Source organism: Rhodococcus sp. USK13, from assembly GCF_018343855.1.
In the GTDB taxonomy this organism is placed as follows: domain Bacteria; phylum Actinomycetota; class Actinomycetes; order Mycobacteriales; family Mycobacteriaceae; genus Rhodococcus_F; species Rhodococcus_F oxybenzonivorans.
In genome coordinates this window covers 3,193,341-3,211,697 of record NZ_CP069242.1, presented here as the reverse complement: position 1 = coordinate 3,211,697, position 18,357 = coordinate 3,193,341, and the positions used below count along the sequence as shown (strand labels likewise).

General features: G+C 66.2%; 16 protein-coding genes. 8 read left to right on the top strand and 8 right to left on the bottom strand.

Translation table 11 applies throughout. From position 1 onward, the window contains the following. Positions 1 to 242: 242 nt before the first annotated feature. Entirely contained in the window at positions 243 to 1,298 is a 1,056-nt protein-coding gene (locus tag JQT59_RS17265) for a ferredoxin--NADP reductase (protein WP_213577114.1), read from the top strand. A 19-nt stretch (positions 1,299 to 1,317) separates the two neighbouring features. Here the strand turns inward: JQT59_RS17265 and JQT59_RS17260 are convergent, their stop codons facing one another. Together JQT59_RS17260 and JQT59_RS17255 are read right to left on the bottom strand one after the other, a co-directional pair. Beyond that, entirely contained in the window at positions 1,318 to 1,914 is a 597-nt protein-coding gene (locus JQT59_RS17260; RefSeq protein WP_213577113.1) for a CHAP domain-containing protein, read from the bottom strand. A gap of 34 nt (positions 1,915 to 1,948) precedes the next feature. Continuing rightward, positions 1,949 to 2,680 (bottom strand): DNA alkylation repair protein, encoded by a 732-nt coding sequence (locus tag JQT59_RS17255; RefSeq protein WP_213577814.1) that lies wholly within the window; start codon positions 2,678 to 2,680, stop codon positions 1,949 to 1,951. 157 nt (positions 2,681 to 2,837) lie between these two features. Between JQT59_RS17255 and JQT59_RS17250 the strand changes: the two genes are divergently transcribed. Both JQT59_RS17250 and JQT59_RS17245 read left to right on the top strand, forming a co-directional pair. Beyond that, the gene (locus tag JQT59_RS17250; protein WP_213577112.1) at positions 2,838 to 3,203 is read left to right on the top strand and encodes an SPW repeat domain-containing protein; all 366 of its coding nucleotides are present in this window, start codon (positions 2,838 to 2,840) and stop codon (positions 3,201 to 3,203) included. Between the two features lie 111 nt (positions 3,204 to 3,314). Beyond that, positions 3,315 to 3,968: a TetR/AcrR family transcriptional regulator gene (locus JQT59_RS17245; protein ID WP_208961152.1), complete on the top strand. Its 654-nt coding sequence runs from the start codon at positions 3,315 to 3,317 to the stop codon at positions 3,966 to 3,968. Here JQT59_RS17245 and JQT59_RS17240 read toward each other — a convergent pair. From JQT59_RS17240 to JQT59_RS17225, 4 genes are all read right to left on the bottom strand, one after another. Continuing rightward, the gene (locus tag JQT59_RS17240; protein WP_213577111.1) at positions 3,956 to 4,750 is read right to left on the bottom strand and encodes a glutamate racemase; all 795 of its coding nucleotides are present in this window, start codon (positions 4,748 to 4,750) and stop codon (positions 3,956 to 3,958) included. The two genes, JQT59_RS17245 and JQT59_RS17240, sit on opposite strands and share 13 nt — an antisense overlap. 32 nt (positions 4,751 to 4,782) lie before the next feature. Further along, positions 4,783 to 5,964, bottom strand: coding sequence for an NAD(P)/FAD-dependent oxidoreductase (locus JQT59_RS17235; protein ID WP_213577110.1), 1,182 nt, complete (start codon positions 5,962 to 5,964; stop codon positions 4,783 to 4,785). Between the two features lie 83 nt (positions 5,965 to 6,047). Further along, the gene (locus tag JQT59_RS17230; protein WP_213577109.1) at positions 6,048 to 8,579 is read right to left on the bottom strand and encodes an ABC transporter permease; all 2,532 of its coding nucleotides are present in this window, start codon (positions 8,577 to 8,579) and stop codon (positions 6,048 to 6,050) included. A gap of 4 nt (positions 8,580 to 8,583) precedes the next feature. Next, a complete protein-coding gene (locus JQT59_RS17225) occupies positions 8,584 to 9,375 on the bottom strand; it encodes an ABC transporter ATP-binding protein (protein ID WP_109331726.1) in 792 nt (263 codons plus the stop codon). A gap of 221 nt (positions 9,376 to 9,596) precedes the next feature. Here JQT59_RS17225 and JQT59_RS17220 point away from each other — a divergent pair, with 221 nt between their 5' ends. The 5 genes from JQT59_RS17220 to JQT59_RS17200 all read left to right on the top strand — a co-directional run bounded on the left by JQT59_RS17220 (position 9,597) and on the right by JQT59_RS17200 (position 15,116). Next, positions 9,597 to 10,421, top strand: a complete 825-nt coding sequence (locus JQT59_RS17220; RefSeq protein WP_213577108.1) for a DUF3159 domain-containing protein — start codon at positions 9,597 to 9,599, stop codon at positions 10,419 to 10,421. 71 nt (positions 10,422 to 10,492) lie between these two features. Further along, positions 10,493 to 12,055, top strand: a complete 1,563-nt coding sequence (locus JQT59_RS17215; protein ID WP_213577107.1) for a long-chain-fatty-acid--CoA ligase — start codon at positions 10,493 to 10,495, stop codon at positions 12,053 to 12,055. Beyond that, positions 12,052 to 12,480, top strand: coding sequence for a YchJ family protein (locus JQT59_RS17210; protein WP_213577106.1), 429 nt, complete (start codon positions 12,052 to 12,054; stop codon positions 12,478 to 12,480). The genes JQT59_RS17215 and JQT59_RS17210 overlap by 4 nt, the downstream gene beginning before the upstream one ends. A gap of 24 nt (positions 12,481 to 12,504) precedes the next feature. Beyond that, positions 12,505 to 13,107: an AMIN-like domain-containing (lipo)protein gene (locus JQT59_RS17205; protein WP_213577105.1), complete on the top strand. Its 603-nt coding sequence runs from the start codon at positions 12,505 to 12,507 to the stop codon at positions 13,105 to 13,107. A 104-nt stretch (positions 13,108 to 13,211) separates the two neighbouring features. Next, positions 13,212 to 15,116: an ABC transporter ATP-binding protein gene (locus tag JQT59_RS17200; protein WP_213577104.1), complete on the top strand. Its 1,905-nt coding sequence runs from the start codon at positions 13,212 to 13,214 to the stop codon at positions 15,114 to 15,116. Here the strand turns inward: JQT59_RS17200 and JQT59_RS17195 are convergent. Together JQT59_RS17195 and treS are read right to left on the bottom strand one after the other, a co-directional pair. Next, positions 15,100 to 16,494 (bottom strand): maltokinase N-terminal cap-like domain-containing protein, encoded by a 1,395-nt coding sequence (locus tag JQT59_RS17195; protein ID WP_213577103.1) that lies wholly within the window; start codon positions 16,492 to 16,494, stop codon positions 15,100 to 15,102. The two genes, JQT59_RS17200 and JQT59_RS17195, sit on opposite strands and share 17 nt — an antisense overlap. Further along, on the bottom strand, positions 16,491 to 18,326 hold the full coding sequence (gene treS / locus JQT59_RS17190; RefSeq protein WP_213577102.1) for a maltose alpha-D-glucosyltransferase: 1,836 nt from the start codon (positions 18,324 to 18,326) through the stop codon (positions 16,491 to 16,493). The genes JQT59_RS17195 and treS overlap by 4 nt, the downstream gene beginning before the upstream one ends. Positions 18,327 to 18,357: the final 31 nt, after the last annotated feature.

The following is an 18,357-nucleotide window of genomic DNA, read 5'->3' as shown; positions in this document are numbered from 1 at the left end:
GGCGTCTCAGCTGAGATTCACTGTGACTCACTTCGGGCACTCGTCACAGACCTGCGGGCCCGAACCGTCCGACTGCGGCGCACGAACTCTCCGATCGGCCAGGTGGGCACGGGCCGAACCGGCCAGGACGGCGCTCGTTACGCTGGAGCGACCCGCTAGGCAAAAACTAGAACCTGTTCTATATTTGAGGCAGATGCAGGGGCGTTTCGACGCTGCGAATCATGGAGAGGACTACACACGCGATGACGACTGTCGAGGTGCCGCACAGCTCACGATCAGCGGTGCTCACGGTGTCCGAAGTGGTCGAGGAAACGTCCGACTCCCGGTCGCTGGTCTTCGACGTCCCCGCCGACCTCGCGGCCAAGTTCGCCTACAAACCCGGTCAATTCCTCACCCTGCGCATACCCAGTGACCGCACCGGCTCGGTCGCGCGGTGCTACTCGCTGGCCAGCTCACCGTTCAGCGACGACGCACCCAAGGTGACGGTCAAGCGCACCTCCGACGGGTACGGGTCCAACTGGCTCTGCGACCACGTCGCCGTCGGTGACACCCTCGAGGTGCTGCCGCCGTCGGGTGTGTTCACCCCGAAGTCACTCGACCACGACTTCCTGCTGTTTGCCGCAGGCAGCGGCATCACGCCGGTGATCTCGATACTCAAGGCCGCCCTCACGGAAGGGTCCGGCAAGGTCGTACTCTTCTACGCCAACCGGGACGAGAAGTCCGTCATCTTCGCCGAAGAGTTGCGGGAACTCGCCGGCCGGTACCCGAGCCGCCTCGTGTCGATCCACTGGCTCGAGACCGTCCAGGGCCTCCCCTGCGTCGATCAGCTCGCCTCCGCTGTCGCACCCTACGTCGGGCACGAGGCGTTCATGTGCGGACCGACTCCGTTCATGGACACCATCCACAAGGCACTTGCCGACGCCGGGATGCCGCGCACCCAGGTGCACGCCGAGGTGTTCAACTCACTCGCCGGTGACCCCTTCCGCGATGCCGATGTCGTCGAGGTCACCGACGACGAAGCAGCCGACGCCGCCACCGTGGAGGTCGAACTCGACGGGGAGGTGCACAATCTCAGCTGGCCCCGCAAGCAGACGCTGGTGGAAATCATGCTCGCCAAAGGTATCGACGTGCCCTATTCCTGCCAGGAGGGCGAGTGCGGATCGTGTGCCTGCACGGTACTCGAAGGTGAGGTCGAGATGGAGAACAGCGAGATCCTCGACCCGGAAGACATCGAGAGCGGCTACATCCTCGGCTGCCAGGCCCGGCCCGTCACGGACCATCTGAAGATCGAATTCTGAGACCCGTCGGCCGCGACCCTCACTCCAGCCGGCCGAATCCGACCACTGCGGAGTCGCTCGACCAGTCGACGGTGTGCACGCGCACCCGACCGAACTCGTTGCCTCCCACCGTCGTTGCGGTGTCACCGTCCACCGCGACGACGAAGTTGGTGTGCTGACCGACCCAACTGGTGTTGTCGTAGAGCACCACGTCGCCGACCGAGGGCCGGTATCCGCTACCGACCTCCTCGAACCGGGACTGCGATTCGTAGTACTCCTGCAGCGTGTACACCCCAGGAATGCGCCAATGTCCCGAATTGGGGTTCGACAGGGGCCGACCGGACTCTCGCATGATCCAGCTGACGAAGTCGGCACACCAGGGTTCCTCCACTCCCTCGGAGTAGAAGGTGCCCGGTCGCTGCCCGCTGTGTTCGGTTTCGAGCAGGTCGATGATCGTCGCCTGCTGCGGCGACAACGCGGACCTGTCCACGGCAGGGAAGTCTGCGGTGTCCCAGGGCAGGTAGCGCGTCGGCGCCCACCACCACACCCCGACTGCCAGCACGGCGGCGAGGGCAAGGACGCCGACGAGGATCGGCCCCGTACGTCGGCGGCGACGAGGGGGATCGGCGAGGGTCATGCCACCGAATGTAGCGGTATCGCGTGCGGCACGGTCAGCGCTGCGCCCGGTAGGCGGCTCGCTCTTCGGCCGTCAGGTGCTCGCAGGCATAGCTGAGCGCGGTCCGGCCCATCACGGCGGCGTTGCGGTCGAGAAAATCGGTGAGCAGAGCGCGGTCGACCCGCTTCCCCACCTCCCGCAGCATCCATCCCGTCGCCTTCTGGGTCAGATCCCGTCGGTCACCGAGCACCTGCTGCGCCACCTCCAGCGTGGTCGACGCGTCCCCTCGCCGGATGAACGCAAAGGTGCTGAGTAGAGCCACGCGTCGTCGCCACAGGTCGTCATCCGCCGCGAGCCGGAATATCAGGTCCCGTGGTTTCTCGACAAGCCAGGTGCCGAGGATGTGGTCGGCGGAGGAATCGACGAGGTCCCAATTGTTGACGCGTCCGCGTAACACGAGGTCGAGGTAGAAGCGGGCCACCTTCTCGACCACGGCGTCCTCGCCGACGCGGGCTGCAGCCGTGCACTGGTACACCAGAATCAGCAGGCCGGCCAGACGGTGCTCGTGCACGGGGCTGTCGAGCAGGGTCTCGACCTCGGGCGGCTCGAGATCGCGGTGCCGGCGCACCACCCCCCGGGTAGCCGGAACCCGCACACCGATGAATACGTCGCCCTCCCCGTATTCACCCGGTCCGGTCTTGAAAAAGCGCGCAGATCCCACAGCGACTTTCTCGTCTGCCAGTTCAGCGAGTGCCTGGATCACGTCGCGCGCAGTGGAGGTCACCAGCGCACTGTCCCACACGCCACCGACATCCTCGAGAATGGTTACGAAATGGCTTTGACCAGCGGCTGACGTTACTGGACTGCAACGACGCAGATATTGATCGGGCGGTCAATCAGGCGTGTACTCGAGGTGGACACAATCCGTTCCGAGGAGGCTGGACATGAAGTCGTGGAGTCGCATGCAAGATCTAGCGGCCATCGTGATCGGAGTCTTCGCGGCGCTCTCGCCGCTGTGGCTCGACACGAATAATGCCGCCCGGTGGTCCCTGATCGTGCTGGGCGCTCTCATCGCGCTGTCCGGTCTGGTCCATATGTTCCGTCCGGATTTCACGATGGCCGAATACGCCATGGGCATCTTCGGTGTTCTGCTGTTCCTCTCCCCCTGGGTGATGAACTTCGACGGACTCCGGGGAGCGTCGTGGACCGCGTGGGTGGTCGGCGTGCTCGCGGTAGTCGTGGCTGTCACAGCAATGCCGGTGATGAGTTCCCGGATGCACGGACACGGAGGGCTTGCCACCCATCACTGATCCGTGCCGCATACCGAGAACACCGATTCGAGCGGGGCGAAGGAACGTGGATCCGGCGATAGTCATCGCCGCCCCGGCCTTCGCCCCGCCGTTCACGTCCGGAAAAGGCTCATGCACGCACCTCATCTCGGAATACCCGGCGTTCCCCCACCCCGCAAAGGACGGCGACGGCGTAGCGCGAAGATCGATGGCGATGCCCGGGAGCTGATCCTCGACGCCGCCGAATCCCTCATTGCGACACACGGATTCGACGCCACATCCACCGCCTCCATCGCCTCGGCCGCCCACGTCCCGAAAGGCTTGGTGTTCTACTATTTCCCGGCCAAGACCGACATCCTCCTGGCGTTGCTGTCCGAGCGGCTGCCCACCGAACCGTTTCGTGACGTCAGTCCCCTCGTGAGTCCTGGTGATCCGGCGGCGAGCCTGGTGAACCTCGATACCGCGTTGAATCTGCGCGACCACCACTCGTCGGTGATGCGGGTGATCATCTGGCGCGAGGCCGAGACCCACCCGGATGTTCGCGCTCATCTGCGGCGGTTCCGCGATTACCTCAGAGATATCACCGAACGGCTCCTGCAGGCGAGTTCGCCGTATCCGGTGCAACCGGGCACGTTGCGTGCGTGCGCAACGGCCTGGGTGGCTGCCATGTTCTCGATGGCGGGCAATGACCGTCTCCACGACCTCGACGACCTACCACGTAGGTACGGCGACGAATTGGACAATGTGGCGCGCGTGGTGGCCGCCGGGATGGTTCAGCTGGGCTGAGACGCGCCCGCTGTGAGCAGTCGGCCGACCGGAAACGCACGCGCGCTCTCGGGGAGGCTGCCGGGTCGACCACTCAGGTAGACCTCGACGGAGCCGGTACGAGCGTGGAGTGCACCTCGAGCGTCACCCGCCTCACCGAGTGCATCGATGCGGCGAATGGTCTGCGCCGCTACCGCTTCCGCGCTGTCGAACAAGTGCACTCCCGCGGGGAGACTTGCCGCGATCTCGTCCGCCACCAGTGGGTAGTGCGTGCATCCCAGCACCACCGCCCCCACATCGTCGGGGGTGCGTGCTGCGGCCGAAGCGATGGCTGCAGTGGCCGCCTCGCGCTCGCCCCGGTCGATGGCCTCGGCCAGCCCGTGACAGGCAATGCTCACCACGGAACTTCCGTTGCCGAAACGCTCGATCAGATCGGCCTGGTACCGGCTCGACGTGGTGGCCGCTGTCGCCCAGATCGCAACCGAGTCACACGCAGCGGCCGCGGGCTTGATCGCCGGTACCGTACCGATCACCGGGACACCCGGTCCGACCAACTCCCGCACGTGCTCGAGTGCGGTGACACTCGCCGTGTTGCACGGCAGCACGATCACCTCTGCACCGCGGTCGAGGCAGCACTGCGCGGTCTCGAGGACCCGATCGATCACCCACTGTTCCGGTTTGGGGCCCCACGGCGCTCCATCCGGATCGAGGGCGAGCATCAGGTTCAGCTCCGGCCGCTTCGTGCGTAGCCACAACGCAGTGGGCAGCATCCCCAGGCCCGAGTCGATGAGCGCAACAATCACCGGTCGAATCTATCGCGTCCTCGCGAACCGCCCTACGCCGACGCGGCCTCGAGAACCTCACCAATCGGCGTACCGGCGGCGATCTTGGCTCGCATTTTCATCACCGCTCCTGCCATCCCGGCGCCGACGACTCCCGACAGGATGCCGTCACGCTCGTAGTACGCGAGGAACTTACGTCCGTCGTCCTTGACCACGTGCACCACGTCGGTGCCCGCCACGGCGCCCAATGCCTGGATCTTGAGGTCGTACTGGTCGCTCCAGAAGTACGGCACGTGCGCCGCGGGACTTCCACTCCCCGTCCCGGTTAGCGCACCGGCGAGAAGCTTGGCCTGCTCGCCGGCGTTGCTCCAGTGCTCGACGCGCTTGCGGCCGCCCACCTGCAGCTGCCACGCGGCCACGTCGCCGACGGCCCACACGTGCGGAACCGCCGTCCGGCCGACATCGTCGCAGACCACGCCGTTGTCCAGTTCGACGCCGGACCCCTCGAGCCAACCGGTGACCGGCACCGAGCCGACCCCGATCGCGACGACGTCGGCGGCCACCTCGCTGCCGTCACCGAGCACAGCCCCGGTGACCCGATCTGTCCCGGTCAACGACTGCAGGCCGACCCCGGCCCGGAGATCGACGCCCTCGTCCACGTGCAGTCGCGCCACCAGGCCACCGATCTTCTCGCCCAGGATCGACGCGAGCGGTGTCGGTTGCGGCTCCACGAGCACCACCTCCAGCCCGCCGGCCCGCATGCTGGCCGCGAGTTCGCAACCGATGAAACCGGCGCCCACGATCAGCGCACGCCGGGCATCGGCCATGTCCGATCGCAGCGCGAGGCACTCGTCGATGGAACGGAGAACGTGGATGCCGGCCAGTTCCGGTAGACCGGGGATGCGGCGTGGCACGAGGCCGGTGGCGATCACCAGTTCGTCGTAGGCCACCTCGGCGCCGTCCGCGAGTCTCAGGATGCGGGATTCCGGATCGAGAGAGGCCGCCTCGACACCGAGCCGCAGTTCGATGTTCTTCTCGTCGAAGAATTCCCGCGACCTGAGCGTGGTGTCGCTCTTCTCGCCGCGCACCACCTCCTTCGACAGCGGCGGCCGGTCGTAGGGCAGGTGTGGCTCACCGCCCAGAAGTACCAGGTCACCCGCGTAGCCCGCCCGCCGGAGTTCCTCAGCTGTGCGCAGGCCTGCCAGACCCGCTCCTACGATGACGATCTTCTGCACTGTCCCGTACCGCCCAATCTGCCGACGCGACCCACATGATCGCCATCACATTCCGTGCACCAGTCATATCAAATGCTCACGGGTCAGAGGTCGGCGATGGCCTCGAGCGGGCGGGTGCGTGCTGCCCGGCTCGCGGGCCACAACGCTGCCAGCACCCCGACCACGCCGGATCCGAGGAGCATGGCGGTGACCTGCCCCCACGGCACCGTCACCTGCTCGAGCCCCTGATCCTTCAACGTGCTCACGAAGCCCCACCCGAAAGCGATTCCGAGCAACACCCCGACTGCGGCACCGAACACCGCGATGAGCATCGACTCCAGATAGATGGTGCGACGCATCTGCGCACGCTGCATTCCGACGGCCCGGAGCATGCCGATCTCACGGCGTCGTTCCACCACGGACAGGGCGAGCGTGTTGATGATTCCCAGGATCGCGATCACGACGGCCAGGGCGAGCAGCCCGTAGAGGATGGCGAGGAGGGTGTCGATCTGTGCACCCTGTGTTCCCTTGAACTGCTCGCGGTCCTGCACCTGAACCACGACGAACTGTTTGGTCGCGGCCTCGAGGTCGGACCGTAGTTGCGTCAGGTCTGTTCCCGGCTTCGCGTCGATCAGCACCGTGAAGGCCGGCAGGGTTGCGGCGGGCATCACCTGGCGATACACGTCGTCGGACACCACCCACTCCCCGATCAGCTGGTTGTCCTCGAACACTCCCGCCACCTCCGCGTCGACGACCTTGCCGTCGGCGCTCTTCATCGGAACCGTCGAACCGAGGGTCCAGCCCTTGTCCGTGGCCGCTGTCTGGGAGACCAGCAGGTGATTGGCCGTGAGGTCGGCGGCGCCCTCGACGAGGGTGTAGTCGAGCACCCCGTCGATAGGACCTTCGAGTGAGGCGCCCTGCTCTGCTTCGTCGTCGACCGTGACGGACACGGGGTGCAGAGCGGTGGCACTCTGGACGCTGTCGAGGTTCCGGACGGCACGCGCCGCGCCGGACGGGACACCGATCTGGTTGGGCCCGGTGAGGATGTAGTCGGCGGTCACTCCCACGTCGACGAGCTGATTGACGCCCGTTTTGGCCGAAGATCCGAATACGCCGATCACCGAAACGAGCATCAGTCCCAGCGTGAGGGCGAACGCGGTGGCGGCCGTGCGCCGGGGATTGCGGACGGCGTTGGTGCGGGCGAGCCTGCCGATCGGCCCGAACGGTTTCGCGAGGACGGCGCCCAGTGCACCGACCACCGGCCGGGACAGTGCAGGCGCGGCGAACAGCACGGCGAGGATCAGGCCCAGGGCACCGATACCCACCACTGCGGCCGCACCGCCTCCCGTCCCTCGCGAACCGACGACGAGGCCCACCACACCGACCGCGCCGAGCACCGCACCGCCGATCGTCCGGATCCGCAGCGAATCCCCGGTGGACGCGAATTCCTCACGCATCGCCGCCACGGGCGGAACCTTGGCCGCTCGACGGGCCGGTGCGTACGCACTGACCGTCGTGACGACGACACCGATCACCAGGGCGACGAGGATCGTCCGTGGTCCGACCTGGAGCGGTCCCTCGGGCAGGCCGAGGTCGAACGCGTTGAGCAATGTGCGCAGACCGTACGCCAGGCCGATCCCGGCGGCGATTCCGATCGCACTGCCGATTACTCCCACGACGAGTGCTTCGAAGACAACCGACCGGCCGACCTGCTGACGGCTGGCTCCGATTGCACGAAGCAGAGCCAGCTCGCGCAGTCGCTGAGCGACGATCATCGAGAACGTGTTGTAGATGATGAAGGTGCCCACCAGAAGGGCGATTGCACCGAATGCCAATAGGAAATAGTTGACGAAACTCAGTGCCTCGGAGATTTCGGCCTTGGTCTCCTCGCGCACCTCGTCGCCCGTCTGCACCTGGGCATCGGGGAGGGCCGCGGCGATCCGGTCCCGCAGATCAGTCTGCGACAGACCGGTTCCGGCGACATCGAGGTACTCGACGTGCTCTCCGTCGGTGAACAGCTCACGCGCCTGGGAGTCCACGAACGTGGCGCTGAGGAAGCCACCGGTGTCGTTGCCCGTGGAATAGATGCCGGACACCGTCACGTCCACCATGCCGCGGGCAGGGACCAGGACCTTCGTGGTGTCGCCGACGGTGAGACCGGCGCGTTCGGCGGCACTCGCGTTGACCGCGATCTGGCCCACCTCGGCCGGCGGAGTGCCCTCGAGGTACTCGTCGGCCTCACCGAGTGCCTGGCCGGGCGGCAGGTAGGACTCCCCGACGCTCGGCGCTCCCCCGGTCTGCACGGCAGCACCGTCGGAGCCGATGAGCACGATTTGTCCGCTGACCGAGGGCGCCACCTTGCGGACTCCGTCGACCGCGAGGACCGTGTCCACGTCCGCCAGTGGAATACCGCGCGAGTTCTCCTCGGCGCTCGACACCCGGACGTCGACGCCCTGGGCGGTGTTCTCGAAAATCGAATCGAAGGTCTTCTGGAGTGTGTCGGTGAAGACGAAAGACCCGGCGACGAAGGCGGTGCCGAGGACGACGGAAAGGACGGTCAGCGCGAGCCGCACCTTGTGGGCGGCGAGATTGCGCAGAGAAACCTTGCGCATGGGAGCGCGAGAGGTGGACGCCATACCGTCAGACCACCGCGTCCGTAGCGAGTGCATGGGCGCCGCCGGATACCGATGCCGGCTCGTCGAGCCGCTTCATCGTGTCGAGGACCGAATCGGCGGTCGGATCTCTCAACTCGTCGACGATCTTGCCGTCGGCGAGGAACACCACCCGGTCGGCGTACGCTGCCGCGCGCGGATCGTGCGTGACGATCACGACCGTCTGGTGGAACTCGTCGACCGCCGCACGGAGGATGGACAGCACCTCCCCCGAAGACTTCGAGTCGAGGTTTCCGGTGGGCTCGTCACCGAAGATGATCTCCGGCTGTCCGGCGAGCGCCCTGGCACACGCCACGCGCTGCTGCTGTCCGCCGGACAACTCGCCGGGGCGATGCCCGAGGCGGTCCTGCAGACCCAGTTTGTCCAGCACGTTGTTCAACCACACCGCGTCGGGTGCACGGCCCGCGATGTCGAGCGGAAGCGTGATGTTTTCGAGAGCGGTGAGGGTCGGCACCAGGTTGAACGCCTGGAAGACGAACCCGATACGGTCGCGGCGCAGCTGCGTCATCTGCTTGTCCGACAGCGTCGTCAGCTCGGTGTCGCCGATGAGCACCGAACCCGAACTGGCCGAGTCCAACCCGGCGAGGCAATGCATCAACGTCGACTTACCGGACCCGGAGGGGCCCATGATCGCAGTGAACTCACCACGGGCGAACTCCGCGGACACCGCGCTGAGCGCGTGGACCTGGGTGTCGCCGGTGCCGTAGGTCTTCGACAGCTCGACAGCACGGGCAGCGACAGCGGGGGCATGCGTGCTCATGATCGCCTTTCGTTTCTTCTGTGACGGCCCCACCCCGTGGTGACGGGTCAGGCCGGCGCGCGGGGCGCACTCCACCATCTTGTCGAGAGGTGGGTCGGGCCGCCATCGGGGACCACCCTGATCTTTCGCGGACGACGATCGTGGACCGGCACCGCGGAAACCTGAGCAGCGCGAGAGGCGGCCTGAGAGAATTCGGACACACCGGCGCGAAGGAGAAGCTCATGACCACCGAGTCCCCGAAGCCGAGAGCAGGCGCGCGATTCGTCGACGCATTCCTCCAGTCGCCCTTCGCCGGACTGACTCCGTGGATCGTGATGTCGCTGCTGTCGGGTCCGGGACGATTCGAGGAATCGGTCGCCGCCGCTCTCGCGTTGTCGATCCTGTTCCTGTTTCTCAGCCATCGCCGGGGTGGAGCCCTCAAACCCCTCGAAGTGTTCGACATCGTCTACTTCGGCTGCCTCGCCGCTATCGGACTGTTCGCCTCCGACACCGTGATCACGTGGCTGGAGACGTGGTCGGGTGAAATGTCGAGCCTTGCGTTGGTCGTTTTCGCGTTCGGCTCACTGCTGCTGCGCAACCCGTTCACCCTGCCGTACGCGAAAGAGACCACGCCTGAGGAGTATTGGAGCTCACCGCTCTTCCTGGCGATCAACCAGCGCATCACACTGGTGTGGGCCCTGTCGTTCACGGTATCGGCAGCGGCCGGGCTGTTCGGCGACGCGGTGCTGGGGCAGCCGGACAACTTCTGGACGGGCTGGATCATTCCGATCGGGGCGTTGCTGTTCGCGCTGTCCTTCACCGAGTGGTATCCGGATGTGGCGACTGCGCGGGCGCCGCGGGAACCCGGAGAACCGGAAGAAGTGGCACCACCGCTCCTGAAACTGTTCGAGTTCCTGCCACCGTTCGTGATGGGCGTGGGCATCGCCATGCTCGTCACCGACAATGACCCGGACTGGCTGGCGATCGCGCTCGTCGTGGTCGGAATAGTCGCCGGCGCCGCGTTTCGCCGCACCGGCGCACGCAGGCCGGCCGCTCCCGCCGGGTGAGGGCAAAACCGTCCTGAGCCGTCCCCCGGCCACTAACCTTGTGACTGATGTCACACAGGAGAGGTGGGCGCATGTCGGACGCCGCGAACGGAATCATCTTCGACCGGCTCGCGCACTGGGCGCAGTTCCGACCGAACGCCATCGCCGTGCAGTTCCAGGATCGCGCGTACACGTGGTCCGAATGGCGCGACCGCATTCTGCAGATCGCCGGAGCTCTGGCGGAAGAAGGAATACGGCAGGGAGACACGGTCGCCTTTCTCGACAAAAATCACCTCTCCTGCCTGGAGGTGACCTACGCGGCGGGTGTGCTCGGGGCGGCCATCGCGGTTCCCAACTGGCGGCTCGCCGGCGAGGAACTCGACTACGTGATCAACGACTGCCGTGCCCGAATCCTCTTCGTCGGGAACGAGTTTCTGCAACAGGTCATGGCGCTGCGCGATCGGATGACCGGTATCGAGCAATTCATCACCGTCGGTGGTGAGCACGACGAATTCGAGCCGTGGTTGACGGAGGCGTCCCCGTTGTGGCGGCCGCCCGTCGTGGATCCCGAGTCGACGACGTTGATTCTCTACAGCTCCGGAACCACCGGTAGGCCGAAGGGGGTGCAGCTGACGCACCGCAACCTGAACGCCCACAACGTCGACGCGCTCGCCGTGCTTCCCGCCCGGGAGGACGACTGCTTCCTCGTCGCGATGCCGCTCTTCCACGTCGGTGGTAGTTGCTACGCGATCATGGGAATCCACGCCGGCGCTCGATGCCATGTCGCGCGGGATGCCGATGCCCCGTCACTGTTTGCAGGTCTTGCCGCCGGAGCCACTGTCGCGTTCCTCGTTCCGCCGGTGATCGCGGGCGTCCTGGCCGCAGGCGAACAGGCCGTCGCCGCGTTCGGCGCGCTCCGCCGCATCACATACGGAGCGGCGCCGATGCCACTGCCGCTACTCCGGAGCGCGTTGGCTGCTTGGCCCAGGACGGAATTCGTCCAGGTGTACGGGATGACCGAATGCGCCGGTGTCGTCACAGCCCTCCTCCCCGGGGTGCACCGCGACGAAACGCAGGTCGAACGCATGGCGTCGGCGGGACAGCCTATCCCCGGCGTGGAGATGCGCATCGTGGACCCGGTCACCACCCGGGACGTCGCTCCCGGGGAGACCGGCGAATTATGGTGGCGCACGGAGCAGCGGACGCCGGGCTATCTCGGCAAACCCGAGGCGACGGCCGAGGCGATCACCGCCGACGGGTGGCTCCGCAGCGGCGACATGGGACGCGTGGACGCGGACGGATTCGTCTACATCGAGGACCGTCTCAAGGACATGATCATCACCGGCGGCGAAAACGTCTACTCGCCCGAGATCGAGCGGGTGCTGGTCGAACACCCGGCGGTGGCGGAGGTGGCGGTGATCGGTGTGCCCGACGAGCATTGGGGCGAAACTGTGAAGGCGATCGTCGTCCCCGTCGAGGGAACCGTCGCCGACCCGGACGCGCTGATCCACTACACCCACCAGCGTCTGGCAAAGTTCAAATGCCCGACCAGCATCGACGTCGTCGAGATGCTGCCGCGCAATCCGACGGGGAAAATCCTCAAACGGGAACTACGTGCACCGTACTGGAAGGACCGCAGCCACAAGCTGGTGTGAGCACCGTCCATACTGGAGTCGTGACCGGTCGATGCCCCTGCCTGTTCGGTGAGCCGTACGACGACTGCTGCGGACGGTTCCACCGCGGCGAGGCCACCGCCCCGACCGCCGAGCGGCTCATGCGGTCCCGTTTCAGCGCCTTCGCCGTCCTCGACGCCGACTATCTCCTGGCAACCTGGCATCCGAGCACCCGGCCTGACGACCTCGACCTCGATCCCGCGCAGCGGTGGACCCGGCTCGACATCCTCGGGTCGAGCGGCGGCGGACTCCTCGACACCGCCGGCACCGTCGAGTTCCGGGCCCATTTCGTGTTGGACGGCGAGCGCGGCTCGCTCCACGAGAACAGCCGTTTCGTCCGCGTCGACGGTCGCTGGCTGTATCTCGACGCACGTGCGGCGCCGGGGCGGCGGCTCCCACGTGTCTGATCGCACCCGGCTTACGATCGAAACATGAACAACCACCGGATCGGCCCCGTCGCCGTCTTCGCCGCCTGCGCGCTGGCCCTGACACTCACCGGATGTTCGGAGTCGAACTCCGCCAGCAGTGTCGCGGCGACGTCACCCGCCGCCGCGGCGACGACGAGCACCGCACTCGAACCCGACGCATCGACGGTCCCGACCGACGCGTCGCCGAAGTCTTCCGAGACGTCCGGTCCGGCGAAACTGACGGTGACCGACATCCGGATCGGTCGGCACGAGGGCTTCGATCGAGTGGTCTACGAACTCGGCGGAACGGGCACGCCGGGCTGGCGGGTCGAGTACGTCGACGAGGCCGTTCAGGACGGCAGCGGCAGGTCGATCCCGGTGTCGGGCAACGGAATTCTCCAAGTGCTGATCGACGGCTCCGCATATCCCTTCGACAGCGGCGTGGAAGGGTATGCCGGTCCGAACCCATTGCCCGGGGAGCCCGGCGGGGTAGTGACCGAGGTCAACGGTGCCCTCGTCTTCGAAGGTGTCACCCAATCGTTCATCGGCGTGACGCGCCCCGACAGGCCGTTCACGGTGTCGAGTTTGTCGGGACCGACGAGGGTGGTCGTCGACATCGCGAGGTAGGAGGCCCGCTGGCATACCAGCGCTTGACCTCGAGTTCGGTTCAGGTTCTACCGTCGTGTCATACCCACGCTCTACCGTGTGGGTAGCGACAGGAGGCCGCCGGCATGAGCATGGAAGTCACAGCGTGGAACGCGATGTACAACGCGATGCACGCCCAGGAGGATCGTCGACCGTTCTCGCGCACCACCTTGCGGCGGATCGCCCGCTTCGCCGCGCCGCACCGACGGAGCCTGGCGTGGTACCTCCTGCTCAGCGTGATCACCGCGGCGCTGGCCGTGGCCACACCGGTGCTCGCCGGCCGAGTGGTGGAGGCGATCATCGACGGCGACGCCGTGTCCGCAGTGGTCCGTCTGGCCGGGCTCATCGCGGTCATCGCCGTCCTCGAGGCCGCTCTGGGACTGTGGACGCGATGGTTGTCGGCGAGCATCGGCGAGAACCTGATTCTCGATCTGCGAACCGCGGTGTTCGACCACGTGCAGCGCATGCCCATCGCGTTCTTCACCCGCACCCGCACAGGTGCCCTCGTGAGCCGCCTCAACAACGACGTGATCGGAGCGCAGCGCGCGTTCAGTGACACGCTCTCCGGTGTCGCCGCCAACCTCGTGACGCTCGGTATCACCCTCATCGTCATGATCGGAATCTCCTGGCAGATCACCCTCCTCGCACTGCTGCTGCTACCCATCTTCGTGCTGCCCGCCCGCCGGATGGGTGCCCGGCTCGCGCAGCTCAACCGGGAGGCCGCCAACTACAACTCGGTCATGAGCACCCAGATGACCGAACGCTTCTCGGCACCGGGAGCCACCCTCGTGAAGCTGTTCGGCCGCCCGTCGGAAGAGTCCGCCGAATTCGCGGTCCGAGCCCGGCGGGTCCGCAACATCGGGGTCCGGACGGCGATGTTGCAGTCGGTGTTCGTCACCGCGCTCACCCTGGTGTCGGCGTTGGCGCTGGCCCTCGTCTACGGTCTCGGCGGGTTCTACGCATTGCGCGGTCAGCTCGACGCCGGCGCCGTCGTCGCCATGGCGATGCTCCTCACCCGGTTGTACTCACCGCTCACCGCGCTCGCCAGTGCCCGCGTCGACGTGATGAGCGCGCTCGTCAGCTTCGAGCGCGTCTTCGAGGTTCTGGATCTGCAGCCGCTGATCCAAGAAAAACCCGGCGCCACGGTAGTGCCCGACGGCCCCGTGTCGGTGGAATTCCGGACTGTGGAGTTCGCCTATCCGGCCGCCGACAAGGTGTCGCTGGCGTCCCTCGAGGAGGTCGCGACCCTCGACACCAGGGAGGGCGTCGAGGTACTCCACGGAGTGTCGTTCCGCGCCGAACCCGGCCAGATGGTCGCCTTGGTGGGATCTTCGGGAGCGGGGAAGTCCACCATTGCCCAGCTCGTCCCACGGCTCTACGACGTGGATGCCGGCGTGGTCGAACTCGGCGGCGTCGATGTCCGGGATCTCACCGCCGATTCCGTCCGCGCTACCGTCGGCATGGTGACGCAGGACGGGCACCTCTTCCATGACACCGTCCGCGCCAACCTCCTGCTCGCCCGCCCGGGCGCCTCCGCCGCCGAACTGGACGAGGTGCTGGAACGGGCCAGGCTCACCGAACTGGTCGCAGCACTGCCCGACGGCCTCGACACGGTGGTCGGGGAACGTGGCTATCGGCTCTCCGGCGGTGAGCGTCAACGACTGACCATCGCCCGACTGCTGCTCGCCCATCCGCGCGTCGTCATACTCGACGAGGCCACCGCACATCTCGATTCGACGTCGGAGGCCGCGGTGCAGGAGGCATTGGGCGAGGCACTGGCCGGACGAACCGCCGTGGTGATCGCACACCGGCTCTCCACCGTCCGCGCCGCCGACCTGATTCTCGTGATCGAGGCCGGACGCGTCGTCGAACGCGGCACCCACAGCGAACTCCTCGCCCTGGGTGGCCGCTACCAGGAGCTGTACCGCACCCAGTTCGACACGGGTACCCAGTCGTCGCCCACCCTGACGGAGGTCATCTCGGCGACGTAAGCCGGCGGATCGCGCCGAGGGGCAACGACATCCACCGCGGGCGGTTCCGGGCCTCGTACACCACTTCGTACACGGCCTTGTCCAGTTCGTAGGCGCGAAGCAGGACTGATGAAGACCGAGGGTCGTCACCGGCGACCGAGGTATATCCCTCGCAGAAGGCCGTTCCGTTGCGGTGGGCCCACTCACGAGCGCGGAACTCGCGCTGCGACGCTGCCGCTTCCGTCACGGAGTCGGCGAGCAGGTGATGGGCGGCGTAATCGAAGGAACGCAGCATGCCCGCGACGTCGCGCAGGCGGCTGTCCGGTTCCCGCCGCTCGGTCAGCGTCTTGGCGGGTTCTCCCTCGAAGTCGATGAGCAACCACCGTTCGGGGGTTCGGAGCACCTGGCCGAGGTGGAGGTCGCCGTGGATCCGCTGCACCGTGATGCTCCCCAGCGACTCGGCCTCCGCATACCGTTCCCGAATGGCGGGTGCCACTTCCGCCAACTCGGGAACGACCTCGGTAGCCGCCTCCAGACGGCGCAGCATTGCCGCCACCGTCGTGGACGTGACTGCCTTGTCCTCGGTGCCGAGCGCCCGCGCGAGGGTGGCGTGCACCTCGGCGACCGCAGCCCCCATGCGATACGACTCCCCCGCGAAGTCCGTCCCGACCTCGTCTGCGCGGAGGTCCGCCTCCATCAGAAGGTCGCGCACGCTCCCGAGTGCCATGGTCCACCCGTCCGCGGAATTGGCGGCGAAGTCCTGGACCATCGCCAGGGTCGTTTCGATGCCTTCCACGTCGGATTCGATCCACGCGCGCAAGGTGGCCACGTACTCGCTGCCTGCCTCGCCGAGTACCCGGTGCATCTCCACGTCCGGGTTCGTCCCCGGGGTCACGAGGCGGAAGATCTTCATCAGCAACTTGTCGCCGAGCACCACGGACGTATTCGATTGTTCAGCGCCGAGGGTCCGCCCCTTCAGGCCGGGTTCGATGACGCTTCCGGGAGCGGTCCGCAGCCGGATCGGCCCCGAGGCCTGCGGCGACGCGAGCCGTTCCGCGTAGAGATCGATCACTTCGGCGTCGTGCAGGCCGTCGTAGGCGAACCATTCCGAACCGACATCTCCGTCGGGCGCAGGTAGCGCCCAGGGCACCAGGTCTTCGGGAAGGTGACTGCGGAAACCGAGCGGCACCTGATAGACCTGCGGTGGCCCGGTCTCGAAGTCCACCGAGACCAGGAGGTGATCGACCGCGAACCCCGGCACACCGGCGAGAGGTTGGCGCAGCAAAATCCGGACACCGGAAATGGTGTTCCCCTTGGCAGCGAACCAGCGGCGCTCGGGTAGCCATCGAGCGAGCTGAGGCTCGAGAATGTGGTCGGGGATTGTCGTCGGTTGATTCACGGCTGTACCGCCTGTTCTGCCTCGCTGCTCACCGGGTGACCGTCTGTCACTCCGCCGTCCCGTGGATCCGGTTGCAGGGCAAACCAGAAGAAGCCGTGCCCCGGCAATGTGACCATGTATCCGTCATCCGTGATCGGCGGGAACGGAACCGATCCGGTGAGTTCCACCGGGATGCGACCGGCGTATTGCGACAAGTCGAGGATCACCGCCTGCGGATACCTCGACAGGTTGTTGACACACAGAATGACATCCGCGGGTGCGCCTTCCGAGCTGGGCGGTGTTTCCCGCACATAGGACAGCACGGCCGGGTTGGCGCTGCCCAGTTCGGTGAACGAGGCGGTACCGAACGCCGGATGCTGTTTCCGCACCTGGATCATTCGCCGCGTCCAGTGGAGCAGGCTATTGGTCGAGTTCATCTGCGCTTCGACGTTCACCGACTGATATCCGTACGTGGGATCCATGATGACCGGCAGATACATTCGGGCCGGATCCGCCCGGGAGAACCCGGCGTTGCGGTCGGGCGTCCACTGCATGGGGGTACGGACGGAATCCCGATCACCCAGCCAGATGTTGTCGCCCATACCGATCTCGTCGCCGTAGTACAGGACGGGAGAGCCGGGCAGGCTCAGCAGCAGTGCAGTGAAAAGCTCGAGCTGGTTGCGATCGTTCTCGAGCAGCGGCGCGAGACGACGGCGAATACCGATGTTCGCCTTCATCCTCGGGTCCTGTGCGTATTCGGCATACATGTAGTCGCGCTCCTCGTCGGACACCATCTCGAGCGTCAACTCGTCATGATTTCGCAAGAAGATTCCCCACTGGCACGAACTGGGAATCGGTGGTGTCTGCGCGAGAATCTCCGAAATCGGGAAGCGGTTCTGTCGCCGCACGGCCATGAAGATCCGCGGCATCAGCGGGAAGTGAAATGCCATGTGGCACTCGTCGCCGACGTCCGGTTCGCCGAAGTACTCGACCACATCGGAGGGCCACTGGTTCGCCTCGGCAAGCAGCGCGCGGCCCGGGTACTCGGCGTCCATCACGGCCCGGCACTTCTTCAGGAATGCGTGCGTCTCGGGCAGGTTCTCGCAGTTGGTGCCTTCACGCTCGAACAAGTACGGGACGGCATCCAACCGGAATCCGTCGATACCGAGGTCCAGCCAGAACCGGAGCACGTCGATCATGGCGTCCTGAACTTCGGGATTGTCATAGTTCAGGTCCGGCTGGTGGGAGAAGAAGCGATGCCAGTAGTACTGCTTGCGCACCGGATCCCACGTCCAGTTGGATGTCTCGGTGTCGACGAAAATGATTCGCGCGTCCGGATATCCTTCGTCGGTGTCGGACCACACATAGAAGTCGCCGTACGGGCCGTCGGGGTCGCTGCGTGACTCCTGGAACCAGGCGTGCGTGTCGGACGTGTGATTCATGACGAGATCGGTGATCACCCGGATCCCGCGCCGGTGCGCCTCGTCGAAAAGGTGAACGAAGTCCTCGACTGTACCGAATTCCGGTAGTACAGCACGGAAGTCACGGATGTCGTAGCCGCCGTCACGCAATGGGGAGTCATAGAAGGGCGGCAACCACAGGCAGTCGACACCGAGCCAGGACAGATAGTCGAGCTTGGCGGTCAACCCCTCGAGGTCGCCGGTGCCGTCTCCGGAAGAGTCGTAGAAGGCGCGGACCAGAACCTCGTAGAACACTGCGGTCTTGAACCACTCGTGGTCGACCGTCAGTTCCCGGGCATGGGAGAAATCTTCGGACCGCGCCTCGACGATATGGCCCTCCAGGTCGTGTTCCGGCTCGGCGTTGACGGAGGGCGACGGTTCTTCCAGGGGCATTAGCACCTCGGTATGCGACTCGATCACAGGA